17 protein-coding genes and 1 pseudogene are annotated in these 17,494 nt (G+C 65.5%); 13 read left to right on the top strand and 5 right to left on the bottom strand.

The features are described 5' to 3' along the window. Window positions 1–7: 7 nt before the first annotated feature. From GTV32_RS10655 to GTV32_RS10690, 8 genes are read left to right on the top strand one after another with little or no spacing between them, the layout of a single operon-like run. Window positions 8–868, top strand: a complete 861-nt coding sequence (locus GTV32_RS10655; RefSeq protein ID WP_161060304.1) for a mycofactocin-coupled SDR family oxidoreductase — start codon at window positions 8–10, stop codon at window positions 866–868. Between the two features lie 57 nt (window positions 869–925). Further along, entirely contained in the window at window positions 926–1,141 is a 216-nt protein-coding gene (locus GTV32_RS10660) for a ferredoxin (RefSeq protein ID WP_161060305.1), read from the top strand. A gap of 25 nt (window positions 1,142–1,166) precedes the next feature. Next, the gene (locus GTV32_RS10665) at window positions 1,167–2,531 is read left to right on the top strand and encodes a cytochrome P450 (RefSeq protein ID WP_161060306.1); all 1,365 of its coding nucleotides are present in this window, start codon (window positions 1,167–1,169) and stop codon (window positions 2,529–2,531) included. Between the two features lie 5 nt (window positions 2,532–2,536). Then, a complete protein-coding gene (locus tag GTV32_RS10670; protein ID WP_161060307.1) occupies window positions 2,537–4,198 on the top strand; it encodes an OB-fold domain-containing protein in 1,662 nt (553 codons plus the stop codon). Further along, complete coding sequence (locus tag GTV32_RS10675) at window positions 4,195–5,100, top strand: alpha/beta fold hydrolase (RefSeq protein WP_343287287.1); 906 nt, start codon at window positions 4,195–4,197, stop codon at window positions 5,098–5,100. Before GTV32_RS10670 ends, GTV32_RS10675 begins: the two co-directional genes overlap by 4 nt. A gap of 26 nt (window positions 5,101–5,126) precedes the next feature. Continuing rightward, on the top strand, window positions 5,127–5,948 hold the full coding sequence (locus tag GTV32_RS10680; RefSeq protein WP_161060308.1) for an NAD(P)-dependent oxidoreductase: 822 nt from the start codon (window positions 5,127–5,129) through the stop codon (window positions 5,946–5,948). Next, window positions 5,945–6,751 (top strand): NAD(P)-dependent oxidoreductase, encoded by an 807-nt coding sequence (locus GTV32_RS10685; protein WP_161060309.1) that lies wholly within the window; start codon window positions 5,945–5,947, stop codon window positions 6,749–6,751. Before GTV32_RS10680 ends, GTV32_RS10685 begins: the two co-directional genes overlap by 4 nt. A 16-nt stretch (window positions 6,752–6,767) precedes the next feature. After that, window positions 6,768–7,370 carry a helix-turn-helix domain-containing protein gene (locus tag GTV32_RS10690; RefSeq protein WP_343287288.1) on the top strand — a complete coding sequence of 201 codons (603 nt, stop codon included), beginning with the start codon at window positions 6,768–6,770 and terminating at the stop codon, window positions 7,368–7,370. Between the two features lie 18 nt (window positions 7,371–7,388). Here the strand turns inward: GTV32_RS10690 and GTV32_RS10695 are convergent, their stop codons facing one another. The 5 genes from GTV32_RS10695 to GTV32_RS10715 all read right to left on the bottom strand — a co-directional run bounded on the left by GTV32_RS10695 (window position 7,389) and on the right by GTV32_RS10715 (window position 13,257). Then, window positions 7,389–8,228: a mycofactocin-coupled SDR family oxidoreductase gene (locus GTV32_RS10695; RefSeq protein WP_161060311.1), complete on the bottom strand. Its 840-nt coding sequence runs from the start codon at window positions 8,226–8,228 to the stop codon at window positions 7,389–7,391. A 38-nt stretch (window positions 8,229–8,266) separates the two neighbouring features. After that, window positions 8,267–9,337: a dihydrodipicolinate reductase gene (locus GTV32_RS10700; RefSeq protein ID WP_161060312.1), complete on the bottom strand. Its 1,071-nt coding sequence runs from the start codon at window positions 9,335–9,337 to the stop codon at window positions 8,267–8,269. A gap of 24 nt (window positions 9,338–9,361) precedes the next feature. Next, a complete protein-coding gene (locus tag GTV32_RS10705) occupies window positions 9,362–10,816 on the bottom strand; it encodes an aldehyde dehydrogenase family protein (protein ID WP_161060313.1) in 1,455 nt (484 codons plus the stop codon). A gap of 38 nt (window positions 10,817–10,854) precedes the next feature. Then, window positions 10,855–12,393, bottom strand: a complete 1,539-nt coding sequence (locus tag GTV32_RS10710) for an acyl-CoA synthetase (RefSeq protein WP_161062450.1) — start codon at window positions 12,391–12,393, stop codon at window positions 10,855–10,857. Window positions 12,394–12,633: 240 nt separating this feature from the next. Then, complete coding sequence (locus GTV32_RS10715) at window positions 12,634–13,257, bottom strand: TetR/AcrR family transcriptional regulator (protein WP_237421514.1); 624 nt, start codon at window positions 13,255–13,257, stop codon at window positions 12,634–12,636. Window positions 13,258–13,341: 84 nt separating this feature from the next. Between GTV32_RS10715 and GTV32_RS10720 the strand changes: the two are divergent. The 5 genes and pseudogenes from GTV32_RS10720 to GTV32_RS10735 all read left to right on the top strand — a co-directional run bounded on the left by GTV32_RS10720 (window position 13,342) and on the right by GTV32_RS10735 (window position 17,415). After that, window positions 13,342–14,642 (top strand): annotated as a pseudogene (locus GTV32_RS10720) (acyl-CoA dehydrogenase family protein). Further along, the gene (locus tag GTV32_RS10725) at window positions 14,639–15,658 is read left to right on the top strand and encodes a phosphotransferase family protein (protein ID WP_161060315.1); all 1,020 of its coding nucleotides are present in this window, start codon (window positions 14,639–14,641) and stop codon (window positions 15,656–15,658) included. The pseudogene GTV32_RS10720 and the gene GTV32_RS10725 overlap by 4 nt, the downstream one beginning before the upstream one ends. Beyond that, the gene (locus GTV32_RS23840) at window positions 15,655–16,140 is read left to right on the top strand and encodes an enoyl-CoA hydratase/isomerase family protein (protein WP_272918232.1); all 486 of its coding nucleotides are present in this window, start codon (window positions 15,655–15,657) and stop codon (window positions 16,138–16,140) included. Before GTV32_RS10725 ends, GTV32_RS23840 begins: the two co-directional genes overlap by 4 nt. Before the next feature lie 2 nt (window positions 16,141–16,142). Next, the gene (locus GTV32_RS23845) at window positions 16,143–16,436 is read left to right on the top strand and encodes an enoyl-CoA hydratase-related protein (RefSeq protein WP_272918233.1); all 294 of its coding nucleotides are present in this window, start codon (window positions 16,143–16,145) and stop codon (window positions 16,434–16,436) included. A 7-nt stretch (window positions 16,437–16,443) separates the two neighbouring features. Beyond that, window positions 16,444–17,415 carry an NADPH:quinone oxidoreductase family protein gene (locus tag GTV32_RS10735; RefSeq protein ID WP_161062451.1) on the top strand — a complete coding sequence of 324 codons (972 nt, stop codon included), beginning with the start codon at window positions 16,444–16,446 and terminating at the stop codon, window positions 17,413–17,415. Window positions 17,416–17,494 lie beyond the last annotated feature (79 nt).

Raw genomic sequence — 17,494 nt, forward strand, 5'->3', positions numbered from 1 at the left:
ATTCGACATGGGACGCGTTCAGGACAAGGTGGCGTTCATCACCGGCGCGGCGCGCGGCCAGGGCCGCAGTCACGCCGTACGGCTGGCCGAAGAGGGCGCCGACATCATCGCCGTCGACCTCTGCAAGAACATCGACACGATCGGCTACCCCATGGCCGCCCCCGAAGACCTCGAGGAGACCGCCCGACTGGTCGAGAAGGAGGGGCGGCGGGTCGTGGCCATCGAGGCCGACGTCCGCGAGGCCTCACAACTGCGCAGTGCACTCGAGCGCGGCATCAACGAACTCGGCAAGCTCGACATCGTCGTCGCGCAGGCCGGCGTGGCCGGGATGAAGGGAGAGCCCGCGACTCAGGCCTGGTGCGACGTGGTGGACACCAATCTCATCGGCACCATGAACGCAGTGCAGGTCGCACTCCCCCATCTGCGCGAGGGCGCATCGATCATCGCCACCGGATCGATTGCGGCGCTGATGGACATCAGCAAGACCGACGTGCCCGGCAAGGATCTGGGCGGCGTCGCCTACGTCTTCTCGAAACGAGCTCTCTCCCAGTACATCCATGAGCTCGCGACGCATCTTGCCCCTTCCGGTATCCGTGCGAACGTCATCCATCCCACCAACTGCAACACCGACATGCTGCAGAGCGAACCGATGTATCGGTCCTTCCGGCCCGACCTGGAGAACCCCACCCGCGAGGACGCGACACCCGCCTTCTATGTGCAGCAGGCGATGAAGACTCCGTGGATCGAGCCCTCCGACATCAGCAACACGGTGCTCTACCTGGCCTCCGAGGAGGCGCGGTACGTGACCGGCATGCAGATGCGGGTCGACGCAGGCGGCTATCTCAAGTGGTACGACTTCAAGATCTGAGCGCATACCCCATGACCAGCCCGACAACACCTTTCACTCACCGATAGGAGGACGATCGTGAAGGTTCACATCGACGGCGACCGCTGCCAGGGACACACCCTCTGCGCCATGATCGCTCCCGAGATCTTCGAGCTCAGCGATATCGACGGCCACGCCTCGCCGGTCTCCGAGGACGTGCCTGCCGGATTCGAGGACAAGGTCCGCGAGGCCTCGCGATCCTGTCCGGAACAAGCGATATCGGTGTCCGAGCGCATCTCATCGGGCACCGAGTGACCACACGACGACAGGAGACGACACGATGAGCCTTGACAGCGTCACAGATGACGACGCGCGAAAGCGGAATCGCTATCTCTTCGAACGCCATTCGACCGAGTATCGGGAGAAGTTCCTCGAGACCACCCAGGAGATGCACGAAAAGTGCCCGGTGGCGTGGAGCGACTCCTACGGCGGGCATTGGGTGGCGGCGAGCAGTGACGCCGTGTTCGAGCTGGCGCGGTGCCCATACGTGTCCAACGACCACGACGTCCGGGATGAACGACGTGGGTACAAGGGCATCAGCATCCCGACCGCCGATCGTGCGGCCGGAGTTCGTGGTGGCATCCTGGAAATGGACGAACCCGAACACAAGTTCTTCCGCTCGATCCTCAATCCGTATCTCGCTCCCGCCGCCGTCAAGCGATGGATTCCGTTCATCGACAAGGTCATCCACGCATGCATCGACGAGAAGATCGAGAGTGGTCACATCGACTTCGTCGATGAGCTCGCGAATGTGGTGCCGGCGGTGCTCACCTTGGCGATGCTCGGTATCCCGGTGGAGAAGTGGACGATATACAACGAGCCGGTTCACGCGGCGGTCTACACACCGCCCGACTCCCCCGATGCGCCGCGTGTCGCCGAGCTGCATCGGCAACTCGGCATCGACCTGATCACAAACCTCTTCGAGATCCGGGAGAATCCCCGTCCCGGGATGATCAACGCCGTCGCGAACGCGAGTTTTGACGGTGGTGCGCCCGACGACATGGAACTGCTGGGAATCCTGAGCCTCGTGATCGGCGGCGGTTTCGACACCACGACCGCCCTCACCGCGCACTCGCTGGAGTGGCTCTCGGAGAACCCTGACGAACGCGAACGTCTCAGCGCTCACCGGGACGAACTGCTCGACGGCGCAACCGAGGAGTTCCTGCGCTACTTCACCCCGGCTGCCGGCGACGGCCGGACCATCGCCGAGGACTTCTCGGCGACCGACGGCACCGATTTCCGTGAAGGCGACCGACTCTGGCTGTCGTGGGCGATGGCCAATCGCGACACGGAGCTCTTCGAGGATCCGAATCACGTCCATCTCGACCGGACCGGCAACCGTCACTTCAGTTTCGGCCTCGGCATCCATCGCTGCATCGGGTCCAATGTGGCCCGTACCGTCTTCAAGCGCATGCTGATCGCCGTGCTCGACCGGATGCCCGACTATCGCTGCGATCCCGAGGGTGCCGTGCACTATGACTCGATCGGCGTGATCCAGGGTATGCGCCACCTGCCCGCAACGTTCACGCCCGGTCCGCGTACACATTCGAGTCTCGCCGACACCCTCGTCGAGGTCCAGAGGATGGTGGACGAGGAGAACCTCGCCGAGCCGCTCGCCCTGTCCCGAATGCAGCAGAAGGGGTAGGGCGCGTGCCCGAGACCCCCACGCGGCCGCTTCCCCAGCTGACCCCGGCCAACGAGTTCTACTGGAAATCCGGCGCCGACGATCGGTTGCGGATCCAGGAGTGCACCGACTGTCATGAACTCCTCCACCCTCCGCAACCGGTCTGCCGGTACTGTCAGGGGACCGCGCTCGGCGAGCGGGTGGTGTCCGGTCACGGGATCGTGGCCGGCTTCACCGTCAATCACCGGTTCGCACTGCCCGGCCTGTCGCCGCCGTACGTCGTCGCCCAGGTCGCGTTGGCCGAGGATTCACGTATCCGGCTGACCACCAACATCATCGGCTGCGATCCCGACGACATCTACCTGGGGATGGGTGTCGAGGTGGACTTCCTCCACCTCGACGACGTCTGGTTACCACTGTTCCGGCCCTGTGCCGACCAGCCGCCCGAACCCGCTGCGCTGCCCGAGGACGAGATCGACCCCGCCGACTTCGCGCGGCACGTCCGCCCGATGGTGACCAGCGACAAGTTCGAGGACAAGGTCGCCCTCACCGGCGTGGGGATGTCGCAGATCGGCCGGCGACTGATGCGACCACCCCTTTCGCTGACCATCGAGGCCGCGCAGGCGGCGGTCGCCGATGCCGGTCTCACCATGGCCGACATCGACGGGATCGCCACGTATCCCGGTGGCGGTAACATGGGCGGCTTCGGCGAGGGTGGCGTCACCCCCGTCGAGGCGGCGCTCGGCATCCGGCCGACCTGGCACAACGGCGGCATCGAGACCTTCGGTCCGGGTGGCTCGGTCATCGCGGCCATGCTCGCCGTCGCGGGCGGCCTTGCGCGGCACGTGCTGTGCTACCGCACGGTGTGGGAATCCACCTACGGTGAACTGCTGAAGAACGGCACGATCGTACAACCTTCCGGCCGCACCGCCAGCTGGATGGTCCCTTTCGGTGCGACGTCTGCCGCACACACCCTGGCGCAAAACGCCCAGCGGCATTTCCACCGATACGGCACCACCAAGGAGACATTGGGCTGGATCGCGCTCAACCAGCGTGCCAACGCCGGGCTCAATCCGACTGCGGTGTACCGCGAACCGATGACGATGGACGACTACCTCGGCGCGCGCCCGATCACCACTCCGTTCGGTCTCTACGACTGTGACGTCCCCTGCGACGGAGCCGTCGCGGTGATCGTGTCCGCCCGCGACGCGGCGGCGGATCTGGCGCATCCCCCGATCCTCGTGGAGGCCGTCGGCACCCAGATCATCGATCGGATGGATTGGGACCAGAGCACATTGACCCACGAGCCCCAGGTGCTCGGTCAGGCGGCACATCTCTGGACGCGCACCACGATGCGTCCCGAAGATGTCGACGTGGCCGAACTCTACGACGGGTTCACGGTGAATTGCCTGTCCTGGATCGAGGGCCTCGGCTTCTGCGGTATCGGGGAGTCCAAGGAGTTCCTCGACGGTGGGAAGAACATCTCGCTCCAGGGACAGATCCCGCTCAACACTCATGGCGGGCAGCTCTCGCACGGCCGCACCCACGGTATGGGACTCCTGCACGAGGCGATCGTGCAGTTGCGCGGAGACGCCGGTGAAAGACAGGTCACCGACGCACGCGTCGGGGTGGTCAGCAGCGGCGGACTCACGCCGAGCGGGGTCATCCTGCTGCGGAGCGCGGCGTGAGCGCCGAGCCGTGGATCGATGACACACGCGACGTCGTGGTCCCCGGCGTCGTCGACGTCGGCGGCGTACCGATGTCCGGCCTCATCGCGGCGGTGCCGGACCCTCGCGCCGTCATCGTCGCCATCCACGGAGGCGCCACCACCTCCGCCTATTTCGACTGTCCCGGTCATCCGGAGAGCTCGCTCCTTCGCCTGGCGAGCGCCGCGGGATACACGGTCCTGGCGCTCGACCGTCCCGGCTACGGGACGTCGCGGTCACACGCGGCCGACATGGACGCCGCCCGACGGGTGGACCTGACCTTCGGTGCGATCACCGGCCATCTGTCGGGGCTCTCCACCGGCGCAGGCATCTTCGTGATGGCTCACTCGGTCGGGTGCGAACTCGCCGTCCGGCTGGCCGCCGACGAGTCGCGTGGTGTCGGGTTGTTGGGCCTCGAGTTGTCCGGTACCGGACTGGAGCATCCCGCCCCGGCCCGCGAGATACTCGGTGATCACGACCGCAATGCTCCCCCGGCCGGGGTACGAAAGTTGCTGTGGGAACCGGCCGCTCTGTACCCTCCGGACATACCTGGCGGCACGGCGCTCGCGTCTCGGACCCCGCCGTTCGAGGGTGCGATGATCCGTTCCTGGGCGCGGGAGGACTTTCCCGCGCTGGCGCCCTCGGTTCGGATACCGGTGCATTTCACCGCTGCCGAGCACGAGCGGGTCTGGCGCACGGATGCGCCGGCGTTGCGCGATATCGCCGCCATCTTCAGTGGCGCTCCGCGCGTGGTGATCGACGAAGTGGCCGGCGGCCACAACCTCAGTCTCGGCCACCTGGCCCGCGCTTACCACCTGCACGTGCTTTCGTTCGTCGAGAGTTGCATCGTCGGACGCGCGCACCCGGATCTACCGTTCTCCTGACGTCGACCCGGAAAGGGATGAGAGACATGCGAACCGGATTCATCGGATTGGGCAGTCAAGGCGGCCCCATGGCGCGGCGGATCATCGACGCCGGACAAGACGTGGCCATCTGGGGTCGGCGGCCCGAGACGCTGGCCCCGTACGTCGACACCGGCGCAAAGATCGTCGGCAGTCCTGCCGAGGTCGGCGCCGCGAGCGACGTCGTCTGCCTCTGCGTGGTAGCCGACCAGGACGTTCTCGACGTCGCCACCGGGCCAGACGGTGTTCTGTCCGGGATGGCGGCGGGCGGGATCATCGTGGTGCACAGCACGGTTCACCCGGATACATGTCGCCGGCTCGCGGAGGTGGCAGGCGACGTCGGCGTCACCGTGGTCGATGCGCCGGTCAGCGGTGGTGGTCGGGCCGCCGACGCCGGCAACCTCCTGGTGATGGTCGGTGGCGCCGACGACGACGTGGCCCGGTGTATGCCGATCTTCGAGATCTACGGGGATCCGGTGGTCCACCTCGGAGAACTGGGCAGCGGACAGACCACCAAACTGTTGAACAACCTCCTCTTCACCGCCAACCTGGCCACCGCCGTCGAGACACTGTCCCTCGGCAGTGCCCTCGGGGTGGACACCACTCGCCTGGCCGAGGTGATCACCCGCGGGTCCGCGAACAGTTTTGCTCTCGGCCGCGTCGCCGCCGCCGGTGGCACTCTCGATCAGTTGGCGAAACACGCGGGCGGACTACTGCGAAAGGATGTCGGACTACTCGAGGGCATCGCCGGCGACCGCGGTCGAGAACACGGCGACGCCGTTCTCGCCGCGGCCCACGCGGCACTCGATCGGATGGGACCGGCATCATGACCGAGGTCGGGTGCATCGGCGTCGGACGGATGGGTATGCCGATCGTGGACCGTCTCGTCGCAGCAGGCCATTGCGTGTCCGCGATGGGGCGTACCGCGGGGACTCGTGACCGGCTGACAGCTGCCGGCGCATACGCCTTCGCCGACCTGTCCGGGGTCGTTACGGCGAGCACCGAGTTCGTCGTCGTCACCGTGCTCACCGACGCACAGGTCCGCGAGGTGTGCCTGTCGGGCCCTCTCGCCTCTCGGCTGTCGCCCGGGTCCACGATCATCATCCACACCACCGGCAGCCCCACCACGGCCGAAGAGGTAGCCGAGGCGATGGCGCCGCACGACATCCGCGTGATCGACGCCGCGGTCAGCGGCGGGCCCCACAACATCGCCGCGGGTGAGCTCACCCTCTTCGTCGGAGGCGATCCCAGCGCCGTCGACGACGCGCGGGCCGTGCTCGCCGCCTACGCCGACCCCGTGTTGCACATCGGACCGGTCGGTGACGGACAACGCGTCAAGCTCGTCAACAATGCGTTGTTCGCCGCCCAGATCGGACTCGTCCGCGCGGGTGTGACTCTCGGCGCCCGACTTGGTATTCCGGAGTCGGTCCTGCTCTCTGCACTGCCCCATGGAAGCTCCGACAGCCGCGCTCTGGCCGGGATTGCGCGGCGCGGCTCGGTCGACGCGTTCGCCGCCGCTGTGGGCGAGTTCGTCGGCAAGGACGTGGAGATCGTCCGGAACGTGGCGACCGAACTCGGCGGCGACCTGGGGCTCCTCGAGGGCCTGCTGCCCGAACACGTGCGCTCGACGTGAGATGCCGGGGGTGACCGTGAGTTCGGACTTCCGTCCTGTCCACGCCGAGGACGCACCAGCGGTTCGAGACCTGCTGCTGGATGCGACACTCGCGGTACTGCAGTCCGACGGCTATCCCGCTGTGACGCACCGGAGGATCGCCGTCACATCTGGCGTCGCACAGACCGTCGTACATTGTCACTTCCCGACGTTGGACGCGCTCTTTGTCGCAGTCCTGCGCCGCGACGCCGAGGCGGGGCTGGGTCGGTGGCGGCGGGCGCTGATCGACGACGATCCCCTCGGTGCTCTGTGGCTGATCAACAGCGAGAGTCGAACGACTCGGCTGAACACCGAGTTCACCGCCCTCGCCCTGCATCGTGAGGCGGTGGCCGCCGAACTGAGAACCTACGCACAGCGTGTACGCGAGATCGAGACCGACGCATTCGACAAGGTGTTGCGTGCGCGCGGCATCGACATCGAGAGGTATCCCCCGATCGTCATGGCGACGATCCTCAGCGGCATCGGTCGGGCCATGACCGCCGAGGCGGCGCTCGGTGTCACCTCAAGCCGCGCGGAGACGATGGAGTTCATCGAACGGTGTCTTCGCCAGTTCGAGATCGCCTCGGCCTCGGACCGATAGGCCGAGGCGACTCGGGAACTACTTGAGCAGACTTCCGCCGTCGACCGGCAGGGCGACACCGGTGATGAAGCGCGACTCGTCGGATGCCAGGAACAGCACCGCGTTGCTGATGTCCTCGGGCTCGACCCACCCGATAGGCAGCACGTGCATCATCTGCGCGACGACCTTCAGATCCTCGGGACCCGGGTTCTCGAGATCGGGGCGGAACAGCTTCATCGTGCCCTCGTTCATGAACATCGGGGTGTTGACGTTCGTGGGGAGAACGGAGTTGACCCGGATCGACTCGGCGCCGAGTTCCACGGCGAAGGCCTTCATCAGACCGATCACGCCGTGCTTTGCAGCGATGTAGTGGCCGGTGTTCGGATACGCCTTGGCGCCTCCCACCGAGCTCGTCAACACGACCGAGCCACCGTTGCCCGACGCGAGAAGGTGTGGCACCGCTGATTTCACGGTCTTCCAGACACCGGCCAAGTTGACGTCGATCATGTCCTGCCAGTCCGACTCGCTGGTCTTGTCCAGCGTCTCACCACCGTTGCCGATGCCGGCGTTGGCCACCACGACGTCGAGATGACCCAGTTGCTCCACGCCGTTGTCGACCGCGGCCTGCAACGAATCGAAGTCCCGGACATCCACCTCGGACGCGACGATACGGCGGTTCTGCCCCTTCACCAGTTCGACCGTCTCGGCGAGATCCGCCGACGTGGCGGCCGCGATCGCCGAGTCGGCGGTGACCGGACCGCACACATCGACCGCGATGATGTCCGCGCCTTCCGCCGCCAACCGGACCGCATGACTGCGTCCTTGCCCGCGTGCCGCCCCGCTGATGAAGGCGACCTTTCCCTCTAGTCGACCACCCATGTACTCCAACCTTTCGTCATCAATTGCTCTCGGTCTGTTCAGGTTCCGTCGCGCCGAACGACACCTCTCGGCAGGATCGACGGAAGGTCGTTGTAGGTGACGATCCCCGGTGGCGCCGCGACGACGGCAGGGATTGCGTTCAACGGTGGGGTTGCGGTCATGATGTGACCGAGCACCATGAACTCCTCCATGGTCGTCGCCTCGAAATCCGGCGGTGGCAGAAAACCCACCGTCATCGTCACCGTCGGTCTACCGGCCACCTCGATGACCCAGCCATCCTGTTCGATCTTCCAATCCGGCTGCAATGACTGACCTTTGCGCCACCGCACGTTGATCTCCACCACCGTCTGGTCGCCGACCACGCCCTTCCAGCCGGCGTGGACGCCGGCCACGCACCCGGCCGGGATCGTCCAGGACCCCAGGTCCAGATCCTCGGTCGTCTGCGCATACTCGGCCTCACAACGCACCTCGTCGAGTTCGATCCCGAGCGCGTCCGCGACCATTCGCACGGCCTCACCGAAGACGCCGGTGCCCTGCGCGGTCATCGACTGCAGTTCCGGATCGTCGATCGGCCGGCCGAATCCCACCGGCTTCTCGGTATCCGGAGAATCGTAGAAGGTGGTATCGGCGGCCTCGTTGACAGTGATCCGGTCGACCCGATCACAGATGCCGGCGGCCACGATCGACAACTGATTGACGTATCCCGGGCTGATCCCCGAACCGAACATGCTGGAGCCGCCGCGCCGGCATGCCGCCGCGATGCGTTCGCGACCCTCGCCCTGATTGTGTCCGGTGATGAACGACGCCGTGGCCACGACGTTGATGCCGGCCTCGAGGATCCGAACCAGCTCGTCGACATCGAGCCACATCGGGTTGTAGACCACCACATCGGGTTTGAGCCGCAAGAGCGCAGCGACATCGTCGGTCGCCACGATCCCCAGGGGGCCGACACCGGCGAGTTCGCCGACATCCCTGCCGACCTTGTCGCTCGACCAGGCGTAGCACCCGACGAGCTCGTAGTTGGGATTCGCCGCGATCGCGGCGACCGAGCTTCGGCCGACGTTGCCGGTGGTCCACTGCACCACCCGGTGAACGGGATTGTCGGACATGGGGTCTGCTCTCTTCTCGTCGGATCAGATCTTGGTGTAGACCGTCTTGGTCTGCAGGTAGGCCTCGATCCCGGCACGTCCGAACTCGTGCCCCCACCCGGACTGCTTGTAGCCGCCGAACGGCATCGAGTGGTCGTAGACCATCTGGCAGTTGAGGGTGACCGTGCCCGCCTCCAGTCGCTTGGCCAGGCGGTGCGCACGACCCACGTCGTTCGTCCACGCGGTGGCGGCGAGCCCGTAATCCGAATTGTTGGCCATCGCCAGGACCTCGTCGTCCTCGTCGAACGGCAACACCGCGACCACCGGACCGAAGATCTCTCGCTGGTAGAGGTTCATCGCCGGATCGACGTCGGTGACCACCGTCGGGTGCACGAAGTATCCGCGTCGATCCAGCCGGTGTCCGCCGGTGACCACCTCTACCCCGTCCTTGCGGCCCTCGTCGATGAATCCCATGACGCGCTTGAGTTGCTTCTCACTGATCAGCGGTCCGATGTGGACGCCCTCTTCTTTGGGGCCGCCGAGTTGGAGACCATTGGCCACCCCCGAAAGACCCTCGACCACCTGGTCGTAGACACCTCGTTGGACGAAGATCCGTGAACCGCAGATACATCCCTGGCCGGAATGGATGAAGATCCCCATCGCAGCGGTCATGACCGCCATGTCGACGTCGGCGTCGTCGTAGATGAGCACGGGAGACTTGCCGCCCAGTTCGAGCGTGACCCGCTTGAGGTCGCCCGACGCGGCGCGCACGATCTGCTTGCCGACCTCCGTGGAGCCGGTGAACGCGATCTTGTCGACATCCGGATGCTCGGTCAGCGCCTTGCCTGCGGTGTGTCCGTAACCCTGGACGAGATTCACCACGCCCTCGGGGACGCCACCCTGCTCGAGGAGCTTGTGCAGCAACATCGCCGACAACGGTGTCTCCTCGGCTGGTTTGACCACGCAACTACATCCTGCTGCCAGGGCAGGAGCCAACTTGGCCGCCCAGTTGAAGACCGGGCCGTTCCACGGGAAGATCAGTCCCACCACCCCGTAGGGTTCCTTCAGCGTGTACCCGTGCATGTCCGAGAAGAGCTGGGCGACACCGCCTGTCATCTGGATGTCGTGGGCGATGCCGTTGAGCTTGGTGCACCAGCCCGCGTAGTAGCGGAACATCTCGGCAGCCGTACCCATGATCGCCTGGGCCTGCTCGAACGGCATACCGGTGTTCGCCGAGTCCAGTTCGGCCAGATCCGCCGCACGGTCATCGATCAGATCCGCGACACGCCACAACACCTTCGCGCGCTCACTCGGCGGCTTTCCTTGCCAGACACCGGATTCAAAGGCTTCGCGGGCCTTGGCCACGGCCTCGTCGACAGCCTTGGCTCCGCCGTCGGTGAACTCGGCGATCTGCTCCTCGGTGACCGGGTCGATGACCGGGATGACGTCGCCGTATCCGGTGCGTTCGGCGAGCTCGTCGATTATTGCCTTGACAACCATTCTCGATACCTCACTTGACTCGGATGACCACTCGTGGACTACCGCACGAGTGAATCTCGATCGGACCAATATTGTTTGCGCAGCGAGCGTTTGTAGAGCTTTCCGTTCGGATCCCTGGGGAGCGAACCGACGAATTCGATGGCGCGCGGACACTTGTATCCGGCGAGCCCGGAACGGGCGTACCCCAGTAGTTCCGCGACGAACTCCTCGCTCGCGACGACGCCTTCGGCAGGCTGGACGAGCGCGAGGACCGATTCCCCCATCTCCTCATCGGGCACCCCGATCACGGCGACATCGGCCACCTCCGGGTGGGTGGCCAAGATGTTCTCTGCCTCCTGCGGATAGATGTTCACCCCGCCCGAGATGATCATGTGCGCAGCCCGGTCGGTCAGGTAGAGGTACCCGTCCTCATCGAGCCGCCCGATGTCACCGAGCGTTCGCCAGCCCTTGTCGTTGGTTGCCGCCGCTGTCTTGTCGGGATCGTTGTGGTACTCGAACCCTCGTCCGCCCTCGAAGTAGACCAAACCGGTCTCGCCGGGAGGAAGTTCATCACCGTCGGGTCCGACGATGTGACACGTCTCCATCGGCCGTCCCACCGATCCGCGATGCGACAGCCATTCCTGTGCGGTGATGAAGGTGGTACCCACATCTTCGGTGCCGGAGTAGTACTCGCTGATGATCGGCCCCCACCATGCGATCATCTGTTCCTTCACACCGATCGGACACGGCGCGGCGGAGTGGATCACACTGCGGAGGCTCGACAGATCATGGCGTTCCCGCTCGTCCTCGGGAAGGCGAAGAAGTCGAGTGAACATCGTCGGTACGAACTGCCCGGTGGAGACGCGGTGGCGGTCGATGAGTTCCAGGGCCTTCGCGGGGTCGAAGCGTTCCATCACGACCACGGTCGCACCCAGCCGGTGCCACGACATCGAGAAGATCAGGGGTGCACCGTGATACAGCGGAGCAGGACACAGATACACGGCGTCGCTTGTCTCGCCGGTCATGGCAAGGCCCGCTGCGATCTGCACCGTCGGCGCGGTCGGGTCCCCGAGAGGGGTCAGCGGTAGCGGCTTCTGGACGCCTTTCGGCCTGCCGGTGGTGCCGGAGGAATAGAGCATCTCGCGACCCTCGCACTCCTCGTCGAGCGGGGTGCCCGGCGTCTCCAGCAGGAGTTCCTCATAGGACTCGAACCCGTCGACCTCTCCGCACGCCGAGATCCGTACCGGAACACGGCTCAGATCGAGATCACCGACCACCCCGGCCATCTGCGCACTCGCGACCAGGGCGACAGCTCCGCTGTCGTCGAGGATGTACTGGATCTCGCCGGCCGTCAGATGCCGGTTGACGGCGGTGAAGTACAGGCCGCTGCGCTGGGCCGCCCAGGTCACCTCGAGATAGGACCGGTTGTTCTCCATGAGGATCGCGACGACTTCGCCGGTCCCGATCCCCCTGCGCCGCAACGCCCTGGCGAGTTGCCGCGACCGCAACTCGAGATCCCCGAACGTCGCCGACTCGCCCGACCCCATGACGATCGCGGGCTTCGCGGGTGTTCGTAGCGCATGCCAGGCGAGAGTCATCGGCGCGGCGGTCACGTTCGACACCCCCTCGGAAAAGAATTTCATTCTGTTATCGAAAGAATGCCATTCCGCACGGCGATCGACAAGGCTTTCCGAGAAAAATCCTGAGCGATCGCTCAGCAGCCCGCGATCCGTCGACGACCTGCGCTGTTGGCGTGGCCGACGCAGCTCACGCGGGCCCACCGGGCGAACGCGGGCCGTCGACTGCCCGCGGGACCGGAACCGACCCGCGTCACCAGCTCAGTCGACGAGGCGCAGGCAGGCCGCGACGATCCGCGAGATGTCGCGCGCAGTCGGCGACTCCTTGCGCCACAGGTAATCCGACAGCGCGCCGACCGTTGCGTTGGAGATCAGCCGTGCGTCGAAAACGTGGTCACCGCTACCGAGTTCACGCAGCGGTTCATGCAGCAGTTCGGCGAGTCGCGCGTTGACAGACGGGGGCGACGACATCACTTCCTGGTTCACGCTGCCGACGTTCCACAGCACCGCGCGGGTCGTCTGCGCCGAATCGGTCTGAGCCTGGGACAACACACCTTCCACCCACCGCACCACTCGCTCTCGCGGCTCCTGCGCCTTGCCCATCTGATGGCCGAGATAACTGCACAGGCGATCGGTGCCGTCCTCGAGGATGGCCGCGATCAGGTCGTCCTTCGAGCGAAAGTGCCGATAGAAGGCGTCGTTCGACAGGCCGGCCGCGCCCACGATGTCGGCCACCCGGGGCCGCGAAGCAGATCCGGACCGCGCCATCACCTGACGGCCGGCGTCGATGAGCCTGCCGACCTCGTCGGCATAGTCCGACTCGCGCTTCGCGATGGACCGCGCCGCGATCCGGCGAGCCACCTGTGACCCGTTCACCATGTCCATCGTCGATCCTTCGCTGGTTCTGTGAATTAAGAATTGCATTCTGTGTTGAGAGAACTCTATTCTCACCACAGAGAGGAGCACAACATGGCATGGGATTTCGAGACCGATCCGGATTATCAGCAGCAACTGGACTGGGCGGACGAGTTCGTCCGTACCGAGGTCGAACCTCTGGACCTCGTCTGGCCGCACGAACAGTTCGTCCCGTTGGACGGCAGACGCCGACAGGCGATCGACCCACTGAAAACGCACGTGCGCCAGAAGGGGCTGTGGGCCACCCACCTGGGATCCGAGCTCGGCGGCCAGGGGCACGGACAGCTCAAGCTGGCACTTCTCAACGAGATCCTCGGGCGATCGTCATGGGCCCCGGTGATCTTCGGTTGTCAGGCACCCGACACCGGCAACGCCGAGATCATCGCGCACTTCGGCACCGATGCGCAGAAGGAGCGCTACCTGCGCCCGTTGCTGGAGGGCGAGATCTTCTCGTCGTATTCGATGACCGAACCGCAGGCAGGCGCGGATCCGGCCAGATTCGAGACGCGCGCCACGCGGGACGGCGACGGGTGGGTCATCAACGGCTGGAAGTACTTCTCCTCCAACGCGGCCACGTCGTCGTTCCTCATCGTGATGGCCGTGACCGATCCCGATGTCACCGTGTACAAGGGCATGTCCATGTTCCTCGTCCCGTCGGACACACCTGGCATCGAGATCGTCCGCAATGTCGGCTTGTACGGCGAACCGATCAACGGCGGGTCACATGCTCTCATCCACTATGACAACGTCCGCGTTCCCGACGCCGACCTTCTCGGCGGTGCCGGACAAGCGTTCGCGATAGCCCAGACCCGCCTGGGGGCGGACGGATCCATCACGCGATGCGCACGATCGGCCTTGCGCAGAAGGCACTCGACATGATGTGCGAGCGCGCGTTGAGTCGGGTCACCGCCGGAAGCTCGCTGTCGGACAAGCAGTTCGTCCAGGGGTATATCGCCGACTCGTACGCACAGCTGAAGCAGTTCCGGTTGTTGGTGCTGTACACGGCATGGGAGATCGACAAGTACCAGGACTACAAGAAGGTGCGCAAAGACATTGCCGCGGTCAAGGTCGTGATGCCCACCGTGCTGCACGACATCGCCTGGCGGGCCATGCAGGTGCACGGCGCACTCGGCGTCACCAACGAGATGCCGTTCTTCGGGATGATCCACGGCGCGGGGGTCATGGGTCTCGCGGATGGTCCCACCGAGGTCCACAAGACGACGGTCGCGCGCCAGGTACTCCGCGATCACACACCGACCGACGACGTCTGGCCGACGGAGTGGATCCCCAAGAAGCAAGCGGCCGCACGCGAGAAGTACGCCGAGTTCCTCGAACACGAAGTGGGCAACCGATGATCGACACCAACCGACTCGCGGACTGGATGGACAAGGCCGAGCTGCCCGGCAGAGGCGAGCCCATCGAGGCCCGGTACCTTTCCGGTGGGACGCAGAACGAGATCTACGAGATCCGACGTGGTGAAGAACGCTGCGTGATCCGCATCCCACCGGCCGCCGCGCCACCGGACCGGGACAAGGGCATCATGCGTGAATGGCGCATCATCGAGGCGCTCGAGGGTTCCGACGTCCCACATACCACCGCGATAGCAGCGTGTGAAGACGCCTCCGTCCTCGGCAGAGCGTTCTACCTCATGGGATTCGTGGACGGTTGGTCGCCCATGGAGCACAAGCATTGGACCGAGCCCTTCACCACCGATCTCACCGTGCGGCCACAACTCGGATACCAGCTTGCCGAGGGCATCGCCCTTCTCTCCGAGGTTGATTGGCGTGCCCGTGGCCTCGACGACCTCGGTCGGCCCGACGGATTCCATGAACGCCAGGTCAGCCGCTGGACGGGATTCTTCCAGCGCATCAAGGGACGCGAACTCGACGGGATGGATGTCGCCACCCGATGGCTCGAGAACAACCGCCCGATCGACTACATCCCCGGGCTGATGCACGGCGACTACCAGTTCGCGAATGTCATGTTCCGTGACGGTGCGCCCGCGCGCCTTGCCGCCATCGTGGACTGGGAGATGGGGACGGTCGGCGATCCCAAGCTCGACCTCGCCTGGATGGTCCAGGGGTGGCCGGATGACACATCAGCCGAATCAGCCTCGGAGGCAGGCTATGTCGATCTACGCGGTATGCCATCACGAGACCAGATGGTGCAGCACTATGCCGACGTCTCCGGCCGTCAGGTCGACGACCTCGACTACTACCTCGTGCTCGCGAAGTGGAAGCTCGCCATCGTTCTCGAACAGGGCTTTCAACGCGCGGGCGACGATCACAAGTTGCAGGCATTCGGGACGATCGTGCCCGAGTTGATGCGGTCGGCCGCCGACCTCGCCGAATCCACGGATTACCGGTCATGACCGCCACGACCGAGGACCTCGTGCATGAGCGGCACGGTGACATCGTGATGCTGAGATTCAATCGTCCGGAAGCGCGCAATGCCCTGCACGGAAGCCTGATCCGAGCGTTGGGTGAGGCCTTGCTCAGCGCCGAATCAGATCCAGAAATCCGCGCCATGGTCCTCACCGCAACCGGCGATCGGGCCTTCTGCGCAGGAATGGACCTCCGCAGTTTCACCGGCGACGGGGACATCGGTTTCGGCGACGACCCGGCCACCACCGCCTACTACCGGCTCACCCGGGGTGAGACGACGGTCCCGGTGGTTGCCGCGGTGAACGGTGCCGCAATCGGCGGAGGACTCGAGTTGCTACTCGGGTGCGACCTCATCGTCGCCTGCCCCGAGGCCCGGTTCGGACTCCCCGAGGCCAGACGCGGACTGTTTCCGGGTGGAGGGGGACGAACATCGGCACCCGCATCCCACTCGGCGCCGCACTGGAGATGACCTTGACCGGTGAATTCATCAGTGCACAAAGGGGTTTCGATCTAGGGCTGGTGAACGCCCTGGTGGACACCGACGACCTGGTCCCCACCGCACTCGACTACGCCCACAAGATCGGCGCATGCGCACCGCTCGGCCTCGCCGCCTGCAAAGAACTCGTCCGTCTCGCCGTCACCGATCCGGCCAGTGTCTCCGACCGCATGGCGCATTGGCAGTCGGTTGTCTTCACCAGCGACGACGCGATCGAAGGTGCGACGGCGTTCGTCGAAAAACGCGAACCGCGTTGGAAGGGGCGGTGACGTGGGCATCCGCGCCGTCGTCTGCGAACGGTACGGGACACCGGAATCGTTGACGGTCACCGAGATCCCGGCACGGCCCCTCGACTCGGGCTCCGTACGGATCGCCGTGCACTATGCAGCGGTGAACTTCCCCGACGTCCTCTTGATGGCCGATGACTACCAGATCAGCGTCCCGACGCCGTTCGTCCCGGGTAGCGAATTCGCCGGCACCGTCACCGAGGTGGCAGACGAGGACAGCGGGATCGCAGTGGGCGACCGGGTGATGGGAACGGGATTGTTCGGCGCTTTTGCCGAGGAGGTGATGATGCCGGCGCGGTCATTGCGTCACTTACCCGTGGGTGTGTCGATGCGGCAGGCCGCCGCGGCGGGCGTCGCGTATCGCACGGCCTACCACTCCCTGCGGTCGGTCGCCCGCGTTGCGCCGGATGACCCCGTCGTGGTGCTAGGGGCCGGCGGCGGCGTGGGGCTCGCGGCCGTCACCCTCGGTACCGCGCTCGGCACCGACGTATACGCCGTCGCCTCCTCTCAGGAAAAGCTCGACGCTGCAAGGGAACACGGCGCACGACACGTCATCAATCACCGTGCGGTGCAGTTGCGAACGGCCCTCCGGGAGGTCCTCACCGACGGGGCCGCGGCGGTCATCGATCCGGTGGGCGGCAGCCTGTCGGAGCCTGCCCTGCGCTCGCTTCGTCGTGGTGGTCGCTTCGTGACCGTGGGCTTCGCTTCTGGCGAGATACCGCGGATCCCACTGAATCTTGTCCTGGTCAAGGGCGTTCGGATCCTCGGATTCCAATTCGGCGACATCGCACCTGACGAGTTCACCCGGAACGAGGAGGAGTTGCGAGAACTCCTCCGCTCGGGACGGGTGGTCCCCCACGTGGGAGCGGAGTTCTCCCTCGACCAAACCGGCGAGGCACTGCGCTTGGTCGCCGACGGCCATGCGATCGGAAAGGTCCTCATCCGCATATCCGGCGACTGACCACCGCTGGGCCCATGGTGCGACACCGTACGTCGCCGCACCACTCCCTTGATGGCGCGGCCACGCCGCCCGCGCGCGA

Source organism: Gordonia sp. SID5947, from assembly GCF_009862785.1.
Classification (GTDB): domain Bacteria; phylum Actinomycetota; class Actinomycetes; order Mycobacteriales; family Mycobacteriaceae; genus Gordonia.

Bases quoted from the DNA above. Each gene is read 5' to 3' on its own strand.
- GTV32_RS10655 (WP_161060304.1), top strand. From the start codon at position 8: ATGGGACGCGTTCAGGACAAGGTGGCGTTCATCACCGGCGCGGCGCGC.
- GTV32_RS10665 (WP_161060306.1), top strand. From the start codon at position 1,167: ATGAGCCTTGACAGCGTCACAGATGACGACGCGCGAAAGCGGAATCGC.
- GTV32_RS10680 (WP_161060308.1), top strand. From the start codon at position 5,127: ATGCGAACCGGATTCATCGGATTGGGCAGTCAAGGCGGCCCCATGGCG.
- GTV32_RS10685 (WP_161060309.1), top strand. From the start codon at position 5,945: ATGACCGAGGTCGGGTGCATCGGCGTCGGACGGATGGGTATGCCGATC.
- GTV32_RS10695 (WP_161060311.1), bottom strand. From the start codon at position 8,228: ATGGGTGGTCGACTAGAGGGAAAGGTCGCCTTCATCAGCGGGGCGGCA.
- GTV32_RS10700 (WP_161060312.1), bottom strand. From the start codon at position 9,337: ATGTCCGACAATCCCGTTCACCGGGTGGTGCAGTGGACCACCGGCAAC.
- GTV32_RS10705 (WP_161060313.1), bottom strand. From the start codon at position 10,816: ATGGTTGTCAAGGCAATAATCGACGAGCTCGCCGAACGCACCGGATAC.
- GTV32_RS10710 (WP_161062450.1), bottom strand. From the start codon at position 12,393: ATGACTCTCGCCTGGCATGCGCTACGAACACCCGCGAAGCCCGCGATC.
- GTV32_RS10715 (WP_237421514.1), bottom strand. From the start codon at position 13,257: ATGGACATGGTGAACGGGTCACAGGTGGCTCGCCGGATCGCGGCGCGG.
- GTV32_RS10725 (WP_161060315.1), top strand. From the start codon at position 14,639: ATGATCGACACCAACCGACTCGCGGACTGGATGGACAAGGCCGAGCTG.
- GTV32_RS23840 (WP_272918232.1), top strand. From the start codon at position 15,655: ATGACCGCCACGACCGAGGACCTCGTGCATGAGCGGCACGGTGACATC.